Raw genomic sequence first — 13,770 nt, 5'->3', positions numbered from 1 at the left:
CTCTGGTCACATAAACATGCGTGTTTACTGTTACGTGACTACTTTCCTACGCTGGTATGAGCCAGATCAGGTTCATGAGGGTTAAAAGGTTTTTACCTTTCTCTCAGTCCAAAATTTATGGACACCCCTAGTAGTTCATCTAGTTTCTTAGATTGTATCAAACGTCTCTTAAAAGTCAATTAAAGAGAGAATTTAGTCCCTATATTGTTGAGATCATACTTGAGTAATGGGATTGATACATAGGCAGTAATCATCATATTTAAGAATAAGTACGTGTGTTATGAGAGAAAACAAGATAAAATACAAAGTGTAGAAGAGAAAACTAGCGGGAAAGAGAGTCTGACAAGCCCCCATTATACAGGGGCGGTATCACAACAAAGAATAAGACATTAAGAATAAACGACAATTATTATAAACTGGTAGGAGGGATTGAAAATGAAAATAAGAGGTATGCGTGAGAGATTGATTATCGGGTTAGAGTGGGCAGGGACATTTGAGGAAGCAGCTGAAGGAAAGATACACCCAGTTATCAATGAAGCTAAACAACGAATAGAAGACATCAAAGGAAAAGTAAATCCCCATGAATTTATCGGAGTGTCTACCCATGACAGGAGAGATGGTTTTACGTACATCGGTGGCTGGGAAGTAGATAATGGCACAGATGTGCCCCGTGGCATGACATATCGGATTATTCCTGAAGGTGATTACCTTATTTATAAACATCGAAAAGATAAAGATATTAGTGAGACGTATAAGGAAATTAAAGAAGAGTTAATAGAAAGAGGTCTGACGCCATTGAAGCCTGAAGACATAGACGCTTTTGATGACATTCCCCTGAAGATTGAGCTTCATAACGCCGAAAAAATATTAGTTGATGAACCGATCTTTGAGATTCATATCCCAGTTGCCAGGTAAGACCTATCATTCGTAAAACTAGGAGGTTGTCAAAGCAATCTCCTAGTTTTTTTGAGTGAATATTTAACACGAACAGGCGAACCATAATAAATCATCTATCACATGATTGTATTTAAGAAAAGGCTGTGGTGAAAGATGGGCCCCTCGGAGGATCAGCAACGTGTTAAGAGGCAATGAGGCGAAAGGCTTCATGGCATCATGCAGCTGAAAATTCTTTATTGAGCCGTCTCTTAATTAATGAAAGACGGTTATGAAAAAAAGGCGTGTACGTGTTTCGAATAGGAAGCAATTAAAAAGGGATGGAAGAAAGAGTCGAATTGTGTGGGAAATCATTGATGCATTATTTTTTGAAAAAGAGTTGCATATTTTCAGAAATTTCGATACAATTGGGAACAATTAGATTTAGATTGGGAAATAAATGAATATAATAGAACGTTCTTATCACGAGAGGTGGAGGGAAAGGCCCTAAGAAACCTCAGCAACCAGCCGGCTTTATGCGGTCAGGTGCTAATTCCTGCAAGAAGACAACTTGCAAAGATAAGGAGAGGACTAAAGTGCATGGTATTAAGCAACCTTCTTCTTATTTTTGAAGAAGGTTTTTTGTCGTAGTGAGGTCTTTTCTAAACGTCCACACATGTGGATAGGAACAAAGGTATCGATAAGTTGGATCGCATGCTACTAAAGGAGGGGTTGACGTTAAATGAGTAAAGACACGAACGAGTTAGAAACAAAGATTGTGCAAATTGGAAACCGCAGTGAATCATCAACTGGAACGGTTAGTCTTCCTATTTATTGTTCCACGGCATACAGACATGAAGGGATTGGGCAATCGACTGGTTATGATTATTCGAGATCAGGAAATCCGACGCGGGAAGTGCTGGAAGAGGCGATCGCCTCATTAGAAAGTGGTGATCAGGGGTTTGCCTGTTCTTCTGGGATGGCTGCCATCCAAGTTGTCCTATCACTATTTAATAGTGGTGATGATATCTTAGCAGCGAGTGATTTATATGGCGGAACCTATCGTCTATTTGAAGCGTGTTGGCGGCGCTGGGGAATTACGTTTCAATATGGGGATGTAACAGATATTGAATTTTTTAAACAACATATAAAACCCACAACAAAGGCTCTTTTTATTGAAACTCCCACTAATCCATTAATGTACGAAGCTGATTTGGCTGCTTTCAATCAAATAGCGAAAGAGCACGATTTGTTATTAATTGTAGACAACACGTTTTACACACCGTTTTTGCAGAAGCCCATACTAGAAGGGGCAGATATTGTCATTCATAGTGCCTCTAAGTATTTATCAGGACATAATGATGTGATCGCAGGGCTTATCGTCTCTAAAGGTGAAGCCTTGTCAGAACGGTTATATTATATTTTTAACAGCATGGGCCCTATCTTATCACCTCTCGATTCTTGGCTTGTAATTAGGGGAATGAAAACCCTTGCCTTACGGATGGAAAAGCATGAAGTGAATGGAAAAAAACTAGCTGATTTTTTACAGGCACATCCTGCTGTACTTAATGTGAATTATCCGGGAAGAGGGGGCATGCTTTCTTTTCGAGTGAAAAATGAGAAGTGGGTCAACCCTTTTCTACAGAGTTTAAAACTAATAACGTTTGCTGAAAGCCTTGGAGGAGTAGAAAGTTTAATGACGTATCCAGCGACGCAAACCCATGCGGATGTCCCAGAGGAAGTGAGAAATGAGTTAGGCGTATGTAACAGACTGTTACGTTTTTCCGTTGGCATTGAGTCTGCAGATGATTTACGTGAAGATATTGATCAAGCGCTTGCTGCGGCGGTAAAGAAGGAGGAGGAAAGACATGCCTGAAGCACGACAACCATTGAGTATTCAAACACGTCTTTTACATCATTCTCATAAAACGGATGCCTCAACTGGAGCCGTGAGTATACCGATACAGCCAGCATCAACCTTTCATCAGAAAAGTGTGGATCACTTCGGAACGTTTGATTACGCACGGTCAGGAAACCCCACAAGGCAAGCATTGGAAGAAACTTTTGCAGAACTTGAAAATGGGACGCGAGCATTTGCATTTGCTTCAGGGATGGCAGCGATTTCGTCCACTTTTATGATGCTCTCTGCTGGTGACCATCTTGTTATTACAGAAGATGTCTATGGAGGGACATATCGGTTCACAACAGAAATACTTCCACGCCACGGTATTGAGTATACGTTTGTGGATATGACCAATGTTGAAGAAGTCAAAAAAGCAATACGTCCAAACACGGCCATGATTTATATGGAAACACCCTCTAATCCCACGATGAAAATCACGCCAATCCGAGAGATTGTCACATTGGCTAAAAATCACGATTGTCTCACCGTACTAGACAATACGTTTATGACGCCAGTATTACAGCGCCCACTAGATTTAGGAGTAGATGTGGTCGTACACAGCGCCACGAAGTTTATCGGTGGCCATAGTGATGTGGTGGCGGGGCTAGCAGTTGTGAAAGATCGTGATTTAGCCAATCAGCTAAAATTTTTACAAAACAGCTTTGGGGCGATTCTCGGACCGAATGATTGTTGGCTCATTATGAGAGGTCTTAAAACAATGCACGCTCGTATGACGTTATCATCTGCTACTGCACATGACATAGCTGTTTGGTTAAACGATCATCCGACTGTTAAACACGTCTATTATCCAGGGCTTGAGAACCACCCTGGTTATGAGTTAAACAACTCTCAAGCAGAAGGGGCAGGGGCAGTGCTGTCATTTGAGTTTTCTGACCGGTCAGCTGTCAAGGCTGTAGTTGAAGCTATGTCGATACCCGTTTTTGCCGTTAGTCTTGGGGCTGTAGAGTCTATTTTATCGTATCCGGCTAAAATGTCGCACGAAGCAATGCCTCCTAACGAACGGGCTAAACGAGGTACTACAGATGGTCTACTTCGTTTATCTGTTGGGCTAGAAAATAAAGATGATTTAATAGCGGATTTTGAGCAGGCTTTCCATAAGATCTCGCGAGAAAAACAAGTACCATCATAAAAAGTAGACTGACAATCTGTTATACAGGGGAGAGGAGTCGAGATGGCACTATTAGATGATTTGCAGCAAAAGATTTTGGTCGGTGATGGCGCGATGGGAACGTTCCTCTATCAGCAAGGCATTCATGGCTGCTTCGAACTATTAAATTATGATCGTCCTGAAAAAGTGTTAAAAGTCCATCAGCAATATATTGAAGCTGGAGCAGATATTATTCAAACGAATACGTACGCGGCTAACCGATTGAAATTGAGACGTTATCAGCTGGAACACCTTGCAGAGGAAATTAATCTTAAAGCTGTCTCTATAGCTAGAGAGGCTGCTGGTGACCACACATACGTTTTAGGGACGATCGGGGGTATTAGTAATGTTCACTTGACAGAATTTGAAACGGAAGAAGTCCAAGCGAGCTTTAAAGAACAAGCTGATGTGCTGCTTACAGCTGGTGTAGATGGCATATTGCTAGAAACGTTCTATAATATTGATGAATTAAGTCTTATCCTTCGTTATTTACGTCAACAGACAAAGGTGCCTATTATAGCCCAAGTGACACTTGGAGATATTGGTGTTCTACAAGGAGGGATATCGTTAAAGGCTGCCCTCGATAGACTTGGAGAAGAGGGGGCTGATGTGGTGGGATTGAACTGTCGAATGGGTCCCCATCACATGCTCCGTTCGTTGGAAGAGCTGCCTTTACCGCTAAAAACATATTTATCTGTTTACCCAAATGCTAGTTTACCAAATGTACGGGATGGTCGTTTTTTCTATCAATCTAACCCTCATTATTTTGGGAAGATGACGGAAGAATTGGTAGCGGAGGGAGCGAGGCTTATCGGTGGGTGCTGTGGTACGACACCCGACCACGTGAAGGCGATTAAGGCCACGGTCCTCAGCAAAGGATTAATGCCAGTTACTAGTAAACCAATAAAGGAAAAAAGGGCTGCTGCTGTTAGTGTCACACCACCAAATGTGGCCCATCCTCTCTCAGATGTCTCGCAAAATAGACAATCAGTCATTGTAGAGTTAGATCCCCCTAAATCCCTGTCAAAAACGGATGAATTTTTAAAGGGAACGAAGGCGTTAAAAGAGGCTGGTGCTGACGCCGTAACTCTCGCTGATAATTCTTTAGCTTCTGCCAGAATAGATAATTTATCGTTAGGTGTATTAATGAAGCAACAGACAAAGGCGAGGCCACTTTTACATTTAGCATGCCGAGACCGTAATCTTATTGGACTGCAATCCCATCTGCTTGGTTTGCATACACTGGGGATTCATGATGTATTAGCGATTACAGGTGATCCTGCTAAGGTGGGGGATTTTCCAGGGGCGTCGTCTGTTTACGATATGGCGTCACTAGACTTAATCAAATTTATTAAACAATTAAATGAAGGCATTTCTTTTTCAGGGAAAGACCTCGGTGAAAAAACCGTGTTTACGGTAGCAGGGGCATTTAATGCCAATGCTCGTTATATTGACAAGGAAGTAAAGCGTCTAGAAAGGAAGATTAAAGCCGGTGCTGACTACTTTATGAGTCAGCCAGTTTATAGTATCGCACAGTTAGAGACCGTCTATGAGGCGACGAAACATTTACCCGTTCCAATTTATATTGGTATCATGCCTCTTGTGAGTAGCCGTAACGCTGAATTTTTGCATAATGAAGTACCTGGCATTATCTTGTCTGATGATGTGAGAAAGCGTATGGCTACTTGCGGCAAAAGTAAATTAGAGGGAGAGAAGGAAGGCCTGCTTTTAGCAAAAGAGCTCATTGATGAAGCAAAAACGTATTTTAACCATATTTATTTAATCACACCTTTTTTACGTTATGAAATGACCGTAGAATTAACACGTTACATTCAAGACATGAGTGAAGAAGAGTCATTGATTCAAGGACAACATAAAACGCAACAGGTAAAGAGGTGAACAGATGACAAAATCTGGTTTTGAACACGCATTAAAGCAAAGGATTTTAGTGTTAGATGGGGCAATGGGAACGATGCTTCAAGATGCCGATTTAACGGCAGAGCACTTCGGTGGGGAAGAGTTTGAAGGATGTAATGAGTACTTAAATATTACTGCCCCTCATGTGATTAGTCATATTTATAGGGCTTATTTAGAGGCGGGTGCGGATATAATTGAAACGAATACATTCGGTGCCACAAGTCTTGTATTGGCAGACTATGACCTTCAGGCATTAGCTTATGAGTTGAATAGAAAAGCAGCAGAATTAGCTGTAAAGGAAGCACAGCGGTTTTCCACCGATGATAAACCACGTTTTGTCGCTGGTGCCATGGGTCCTACGACAAAATCTTTATCTGTCACAGGCGGAACGAGCTTTGCTGAGTTAACGAGTACGTATCGGGAACAAGTTGAAGGTTTGTTAGACGGTGGCGTCGATATCTTACTTTTAGAGACAAGTCAAGATATGCGTAATGTGAAGGCGGCTTACGTGGCAATTGAACAAGCATTTGAAAAGCGTCATGCTCAAATTCCCTTAATGTTTTCTGGGACAATTGAGCCGATGGGGACGACGTTGGCAGGTCAAACGATCGATGCTTTTTATATTTCATTGGCTCATATGAAGCCAACCGTCGTGGGACTTAACTGTGCTACAGGCCCGGAATTTATGCAAGACCATCTCAGGACGTTATCTGAAATAGCTCCTTCGTACGTTCATTGTTATCCAAACGCAGGATTGCCTGATGAAGAAGGCCATTACCATGAATCACCAAAGTCATTAACGAAAAAGTTGATAGATTTTGCGGAAAAGGGATGGTTAAATATCGTGGGAGGTTGTTGTGGGACAACACCTGATCATATTCGTGAAATGGCTGAAGCGGTAAAAGAATATGAACCGAGACGCCTTCCGGACAATACCCGGCATAGCGTGTCAGGCATTGAACCACTCATATATGATACTGATATGCGCCCTTTACTCGTTGGAGAAAGGACGAATGTCATTGGCTCAAGAAAGTTCAAACGGCTTATTGCGGAAGAAAAGTATGAAGAAGCGTCTGAAATAGCCAGGGCACAAGTGAAGCGTGGGGCACACGTTATTGATATTTGTTTGGCTGACCCTGATCGTCATGAACTGGCAGATATGGAGAACTTCCTCCATCATGTGATTAATAAAGTAAAAGTCCCCCTCATGTTAGATTCAACGGATACGTCGGTTATTGAGAAGGCACTCACTTATTCACAAGGGAAGGCAATTATTAATTCTATTAACTTAGAAGACGGCGAAGAAGAATTTAAAAAAGTAGCAGAGCTTATTCACCGATTTGGCGCAGCGGTCGTCGTCGGGACGATAGATGAAGAAGGAATGGGTGTGAGTGTGGAGCGGAAAGTAGCGATTGCAGAGCGGTCGTTCGATTTATTGGTCAATGGTTACGGGGTATCCCCGCAAGACATTATTTTTGATCCTCTTGTCTTTCCTGTTGGGACAGGCGATGAACAGTACATTGGTTCAGCTGAGGCTACTGTTGAAGGCATACGAAAAATTAAGGAGCTATTTCCACAATGTCTAACAATACTAGGCGTAAGTAATGTGTCATTCGGCTTGCCGCCTCTAGGCCGTGAAGTGTTAAATGCAGCATTTATGTATCATTGTACGAGAGCTGGGTTAGACTATGCCATCGTCAACACGGAAAAATTAGAAAGGTACGGCTCCATTTCAGAAGAAGAACGCCAGTTAGCTGATGATTTGTTATTCCGTACAAATGACGACACATTAGCAGCCTTTACGGATTTCTATCGGAAGAAAAAACCGCGAAAGGCAACTGCGGTGAAAAAGCTTCCGCTGAAAGAACGGCTGGCTGACTATATTATTGAAGGTTCAAAAGATGGCTTGAATGATGATTTAGCAGAGGCGCTTAAAACGTATCGTGACCCGCTTTCGATTATTAACGGTCCATTAATGGATGGGATGGATGAAGTAGGGAAGTTGTTTAACAATAACGAATTAATCGTGGCCGAGGTGCTTCAAAGTGCTGAAGCGATGAAAGCGGCTGTGGCATATCTCGAGCCCTACATGGAAAAGAAGGCTGATGATCGTGGGAAAGGGAAAATTCTACTTGCAACGGTTAAAGGAGATGTACACGATATAGGGAAAAACTTAGTGGAAATCATTTTACAAAATAATGGTTTCAGCATTGTTAATCTCGGTATTAAAGTTCCGCCGAATGACATTATCGACGCGGTAGAGCGTGAGAAACCTGATGCTATCGGCTTATCAGGACTATTAGTAAAATCAACACAACAGATGGTGTTAACTGCTAATGACTTACGGGAAAGAGGCATCTCCATTCCTATTTTAGTAGGTGGGGCAGCTCTCACAAGGCGATTTACGGAGAATAAAATTTCTAAGCAATACGAAGGACTTGTCCTCTATGCAAAAGATGCCATGACAGGGTTGGAATTAGCGAATAAATTAGCACGGCCTGAGGACAAAAAGGAGCTAATAACCCTCCATAAAAAGCGGCAGAAAGAAATTAAAGAACAAGACTTACATGGTGATGTAGCCAAAAAACAAGGTGTTACTTCAGGGACTAAAGTACTTACTAGACGAAGTGAGACAGAAAATAGTCCGATATTTATACCAGAAGATCTTTCTTTGCATGTCCTGCGGAATTTCCGTTTATCACATTTGTTACCTTATATAAATATGCAGACCCTACTCGGACAACACCTAGGTATTCAAGGGAATATTGCCCGCAATTGTGAGCGGGGAGATAAGAAAACACTTGAATTAAAAGAAAAGGTCATGGCATTTCTACACAAAGCAGAAAAGGAAAGGCTACTGCAAGCGAATGGCATGTATCGTTTTTACCCTGCACAGGCGGACGGAGACAGTGTCTTGATCTTTGACCGCGATGATCATACGCGCGTGTTGGAACGCTTTGATTTTCCAAGACAGTCGAAACCACCTTATCTATGTTTAGCAGATTTTCTGAGGGATAAAGCAGATGGGGAAATGGATTATGTCGGTTTTTTAACAGTAACAGCAGGAAGTGGTGTGAGAGAGATAGCCGAAAAAGCGAAACATGAAGGCAATTATCTGTACAGTCACCTCGTTCAAGCAGTGGCATTAGAAGTGGCAGAAGCCTTTGCTGAGCGAATTCATCAGCTTATGCGTGATAAGTGGGGCTTCCCTGATTCAGCCGATTTTACGATGAAGGAACGGTTCTCCGCCCGTTACCAAGGAGTTCGTGTCTCCTTTGGGTATCCAGCTTGTCCAAATTTAGAAGACCAAGCTAAACTTTTCAACCTTTTAGAACCATCCAAAATTGATGTTCAGCTCACAGAAGAGTATATGATGGAACCAGAAGCTAGTGTGTCTGCCATGGTATTTGCCCATCCTAAAGGAAGATACTTTAGTGTTTAAATAGTGAGAGATCAGACGTTGCCCTCATAAATAATTATTTATGAGGGCAACGTCTTATTTTATCAAATGAGAAGTCGTATTCTATTGTTGAAAGGATCAGTGACGACGAGCGCATTTCCTTGATGATTAACGGGCCTTTCCTGACTTCTTAATCTCTCTACTGCCTTAGTACGACTAGCTTCATTAGGATAAAAAACGTCGAAGCTTTTAATGCCAACACTGTTTTCTGGTGGGGATGACGCGTTTTTACTCGACCATGTATTTAATCCCAAATGGTGGTGATAATCATCACTAGAGATAAACAACGCTTGTTCACCGAATTGTGAGACGATATTAAATCCGAGGCCGTCGCAATAAAAATGCTCCGCTTGTTTTAAATCGGCCACTTGTAAATGAAGATGACCCATTACAGTGCCAGAGGGCATGCCTGCCCACGGGAGGTGTTTTCCAGCGTCGAGCACAGCCTCTGCATTAAGTGGATCAGTTGTCATCGTGACACGACCGTTTTGCCAAATCCATTCTTCAGATGGACGGTCGCGATAGACTTCAACGCCATTACCATCAGGATCAGCCATATAGATAGCTTCACTTACGAGATGGTCTGATGCCCCTTGCAAAGGGTAGTCGTGGTCGAGCATATGTTTAAGAAAGCTCCCTAAATCAGCTCTTGAAGGAAGTAAAAGAGCAACGTGATAAAGGCCGGTTGTGCGAGGTGGACGCGGTACGTATTCACCGGCTTGTTCAATTGTTAAAAATGGCGTTTTTTTATTGCCTGTAAAGGAAACAGTTGTGACAGACTCACTGAAAATAGATAACCCAAGAATGTCTCGGTAAAATGACATAGAAGTAGCTAAATCTCTTACTTTTAAGTGAACATGACTGATAAATGTGGCCGATGCTTCGTGAAAGGGCATAGCCATTCCTCCTTAGCACTTTAATTTTGTAAGTAATTGAATTAATTATAGATTCAATTGTATAGAAGAATCAAATTAAACGCCTATTGTAAAATAACTGTCGGCATAGGCGGAGAGCCTCTACGATCAAGGGCATCCCCTTAAGCTAATTAGGCAATACAAGAGGTACTGCCCAAATAACGTGCTTTTTTAGAGGAAGCATGTCGAGATATGTAGAGAATTAAATATATTCGTTGACAATATTGTAGAATCATGATAATTTATGAATAGATTAATCGCTTACAATCTCAAATTGAGGATTGTTACTGTTCGGCAGGCAAAACCTGAGTTTGATAAAGTGACCTACGGGCTAACTTTATTAAATTTAGGTTTTTTTTATATATTTATACAATCCATATATTGGAATGGCGAGGGGGTGGTGAATGTGGACATAAAAAAAGTACTTAACAACAACGTCGTGCTAACAGAGGGAGAAAATGAACAAGAGCTCGTTGTCATGGGGAGAGGGCTGGCCTTTAAGAAAAAAGTCGGAGATGAGATCGAACAGTCAAAAATTGAGAAAACCTTCGTGCTAGAAAATCAAGGTGTTTCTGACAAACTAGCAGAACTTTTAAACGATGTATCTGAGACTTATTTACAACTGTCCGATAAAATCATTACGTATGCCAAATCGCAGCTGCCAAATAAGCTAGATGATTATATATACGTAGCGCTAACCGATCACCTCAGCTTTGCTCTTAGTAGACATAAGCAAGGTATGCAGTTGAAGAATCCATTACTGTGGGAAATTCGTAAATTTTATAAGAAAGAATACGAAGTGGCGCGCCATGCATTAGATATTATTAAAGAAGATACTGGCTATGTGTTAGAAGAAGATGAAGCCGGCTCTATTGCCCTTCACCTCCTCAATAGTCAAATATCTGGAGAAGGACTTGAATCAATGGTTCACGTTACTAAGATGGTGAACGATATATTAAATATTGTAAAATATCACTTCGGCATGGAGTTGGATGAAAGCGCCATTAGTTATGAACGATTTTTAACCCACTTACGTTTTTTTGCTTTTCGACTTGTGAAAAATGAAGTAGGATCTGAGCATCCAGATGACTTTTTATATGAACAAGTGAAAAGAAAATACGAGGAAGCTTTTCATTGTAGTGAAAAAATTACTAAATATGTTGATAAAACACACGGTAGACAAATATCAAAAGATGAAATGGTATACCTTACTTTGCATATATATAGGGTCACACAAAGACATCAATGGCATACGAAGAAGACCGACTGAAGGATTGTTACTGATTTATGCAGGCAAAACCTAAGTTACGGCCGTATCGAGCAACATCTTTGCTCGTGTTAACGGCGTGATTTAGGTTTTTTTGTTTTTTAAGAAAAGGATTAATCAAAATTTTTGAGCCTTTTATTATTTCGGGAGGTGATGTTATCCATTGAGAGGAAGCACAATTAAGTAGGTTCTTCCAGAAGCTAGTGAGCAGGAGACGTTACATATTAAATTGGACACATCTATAGACGTTTTAATGGAAATAAGGAGGATTTATCATGGAGCATAGTCAAACGGCCAAAGAGATTATACATCTCGTTGGTGGTGAGGAAAACATTCAAAGCGTTATTCATTGTATGACACGGTTACGTTTTAACCTTTACGATAAAGAGAAGGTTGATCGTACAAAATTAGAAGGTGTAGATGGGGTATTAGGGATAAACCTCAGTGGTGAACAATTTCAAATCATTATTGGTAATGATGTTCCGAAAGTGTACAAGGAGATCATTGCCAATACAAATTTAAAAGAAGAAAGTAGTAACGAGAAGAAGGAAGGCAAGAAAAACATTATAAGTGCTCTTTTTGATGTGATTTCTGGCGTGTTTACACCGATTCTTCCAGCTATCGCTGGGGCAGGGATGATCAAAGGACTTCTCGCCTTAGCAGACACATTTGGTTGGCTTAGTGATACGAGCCAAACGTATATTATTCTCAGTGCATTAGGAGACGGTGCGTTTTACTTCTTACCGCTTATATTGGCTGTTAGTGCCGCACGAAAATTTGGCAGTAACCCGTATATCGGGGCAGCCATTGCCGCAGCTTTGTTGCATCCTGATTTAACAGCATTATTTGCTATTGGAGAACCTATTTCTTTTATCGGGTTACCAGTGACGATTGCAACCTATTCTTCAACGGTCATCCCAATTCTATTAGCGATTTGGATTGCGTCTTATGTGGAATCGTGGATAGACCGTGTCACACATGCATCGCTTAAACTGATTGTTGTTCCCACACTGACATTGCTCATCGTCGTGCCAGTGACTTTAATAACCGTCGGACCATTAGGCACAATATTAGGTGACTACTTATCAGTAGGGATTAATTTCTTATTCGAAAACGTGGGTGTACTAGCGATGATTTTATTGAGTGGTACATTCTCTGTTATCATTATGACAGGCATGCACTATGCACTTATGCCAATAATGATTAACAACATTACAGTCGGTGGATTTGATTACATGATTCCTGCCATGTTTCTTGCCAATATGGGACAAGCAGGTGCAGCTTTTGCAGTATTTCTACGATCGAAGAATACGAAATTTAAATCATTAGCCATGTCTACGAGTGTCACAGCCCTCATGGGGATTACAGAACCTGCCATGTATGGTGTTAACGTGAGGCTGAAAAAACCATTTATTGCTGCTTTAATTGGTGGTGCAGCTGGTGGTGCTTTCTATGGTCTCACAAACGTAGCCGCTTATATTTTAGGTGGTAATGCCGGTTTACCAGGCATTCCAACATTTATTGGGCCAGGTATGAACTTTGGATATGCCCTCATCGGTTTAGCTATTTCCTTTATAGTTGCAACGGTAGTCGCTTACTTAATTGGATTTGAAGATGTTCCACAAGAAAGTAGTGTAACAGCACCAGCTGAAGAAACAGGAGACAAAAAAACAGTCAGTGATCTATCTGGAGAAGGTGTTGTAAGCCCATTGACAGGTGAAATTAATCCCCTTAGTGAAGTCAATGACCCAACTTTTTCAGAAGGTATTATGGGCCAAGGATTAGCGATTGAACCGACTGAGGGTATTGTCGTATCACCGGTGTCAGGTAAAATCGTTACCCTATATCGGTCGTTGCATGCTATCGGTATTAAAAGTGATAATGGGGCGGAGATCCTTATTCATGTAGGAATCGACACGGTCCAACTTAATGGGAAGTACTTTACGAAGCATATTGAAGAAGGAGCTGTTGTAAAACCTGGTGATCAATTAGTGTCGTTTGATATAGAGGGTATTCGCTCTGAAGGGTATGAGCTTACGACGCCTATTATTATTACCAATAGTGACAGCTATGAGATGATTACACCAATTAAGACAGATGGATCTATCGAACGTGGGTCCGACCTGATGACCCTTGTGGCAGAAGGTAACTAAGAGGTAGTCTATACCTTTGTTATGACGTCTCTATTGTAAGTACTAAAGCCAATCCATTTCGTCCACAGACATGTGATGGGGGGGAAGGTAGAACAAACTATTTAAATGAGGAAAG

8 protein-coding genes and 2 riboswitches are annotated in these 13,770 nt (G+C 41.3%); of the genes, 7 read left to right on the top strand and 1 reads right to left on the bottom strand.

Annotation, left to right across the window (positions count from 1 at the left end; all coding sequences use genetic code 11):
* Positions 1–26: 26 nt before the first annotated feature.
* A riboswitch (TPP riboswitch) is annotated at positions 27–139 on the bottom strand.
* A 296-nt stretch (positions 140–435) separates the two neighbouring features.
* From BK581_RS10500 to metH, 5 genes are all read left to right on the top strand, one after another.
* Complete coding sequence (locus BK581_RS10500; RefSeq protein WP_078578123.1) at positions 436–915, top strand: GyrI-like domain-containing protein; 480 nt, start codon at positions 436–438, stop codon at positions 913–915.
* 435 nt (positions 916–1,350) lie between these two features.
* Positions 1,351–1,459, top strand: a riboswitch (SAM riboswitch).
* A gap of 156 nt (positions 1,460–1,615) precedes the next feature.
* The gene (locus tag BK581_RS10495) at positions 1,616–2,749 is read left to right on the top strand and encodes a methionine biosynthesis PLP-dependent protein (protein ID WP_078578122.1); all 1,134 of its coding nucleotides are present in this window, start codon (positions 1,616–1,618) and stop codon (positions 2,747–2,749) included.
* Positions 2,742–3,926, top strand: a complete 1,185-nt coding sequence (gene metC, locus BK581_RS10490; RefSeq protein WP_078578121.1) for a cystathionine beta-lyase — start codon at positions 2,742–2,744, stop codon at positions 3,924–3,926. The genes BK581_RS10495 and metC overlap by 8 nt, the downstream gene beginning before the upstream one ends.
* Before the next feature lie 42 nt (positions 3,927–3,968).
* Positions 3,969–5,843, top strand: a complete 1,875-nt coding sequence (locus BK581_RS10485; protein ID WP_078578120.1) for a bifunctional homocysteine S-methyltransferase/methylenetetrahydrofolate reductase — start codon at positions 3,969–3,971, stop codon at positions 5,841–5,843.
* A 4-nt stretch (positions 5,844–5,847) separates the two neighbouring features.
* Positions 5,848–9,303, top strand: a complete 3,456-nt coding sequence (gene metH, locus BK581_RS10480) for a methionine synthase (protein ID WP_078578119.1) — start codon at positions 5,848–5,850, stop codon at positions 9,301–9,303.
* 62 nt (positions 9,304–9,365) lie between these two features.
* Here metH and BK581_RS10475 read toward each other — a convergent pair whose 3' ends face one another.
* Positions 9,366–10,217 carry a VOC family protein gene (locus tag BK581_RS10475; protein WP_078578118.1) on the bottom strand — a complete coding sequence of 284 codons (852 nt, stop codon included), beginning with the start codon at positions 10,215–10,217 and terminating at the stop codon, positions 9,366–9,368.
* Between the two features lie 424 nt (positions 10,218–10,641).
* On the opposite strand from BK581_RS10475, the gene licT reads away from it, so the two are divergent.
* Together licT and BK581_RS10465 are read left to right on the top strand one after the other, a co-directional pair.
* A complete protein-coding gene (licT, locus tag BK581_RS10470) occupies positions 10,642–11,505 on the top strand; it encodes a BglG family transcription antiterminator LicT (RefSeq protein WP_078578117.1) in 864 nt (287 codons plus the stop codon).
* 272 nt (positions 11,506–11,777) lie between these two features.
* Positions 11,778–13,655, top strand: coding sequence for a beta-glucoside-specific PTS transporter subunit IIABC (locus BK581_RS10465; protein ID WP_078578116.1), 1,878 nt, complete (start codon positions 11,778–11,780; stop codon positions 13,653–13,655).
* Positions 13,656–13,770 lie beyond the last annotated feature (115 nt).

The sequence above is a fragment of the Salipaludibacillus agaradhaerens genome, assembly GCF_002019735.1.
GTDB lineage: Bacteria > Bacillota > Bacilli > Bacillales > Salisediminibacteriaceae > Salipaludibacillus > Salipaludibacillus agaradhaerens.
This window is presented reverse-complemented; position numbering and strand designations above follow the sequence as displayed.

What these genes read in the sequence shown, in the direction of transcription:
- metH (WP_078578119.1), top strand. Translation starts at nt 5,848, where the DNA reads ATGACAAAATCTGGTTTTGAACACGCATTAAAGCAAAGGATTTTAGTG.
- BK581_RS10475 (WP_078578118.1), bottom strand. Translation starts at nt 10,217, where the DNA reads ATGCCCTTTCACGAAGCATCGGCCACATTTATCAGTCATGTTCACTTA.
- BK581_RS10500 (WP_078578123.1), top strand. Translation starts at nt 436, where the DNA reads ATGAAAATAAGAGGTATGCGTGAGAGATTGATTATCGGGTTAGAGTGG.
- BK581_RS10465 (WP_078578116.1), top strand. Translation starts at nt 11,778, where the DNA reads ATGGAGCATAGTCAAACGGCCAAAGAGATTATACATCTCGTTGGTGGT.
- BK581_RS10495 (WP_078578122.1), top strand. Translation starts at nt 1,616, where the DNA reads ATGAGTAAAGACACGAACGAGTTAGAAACAAAGATTGTGCAAATTGGA.
- BK581_RS10485 (WP_078578120.1), top strand. Translation starts at nt 3,969, where the DNA reads ATGGCACTATTAGATGATTTGCAGCAAAAGATTTTGGTCGGTGATGGC.
- metC (WP_078578121.1), top strand. Translation starts at nt 2,742, where the DNA reads ATGCCTGAAGCACGACAACCATTGAGTATTCAAACACGTCTTTTACAT.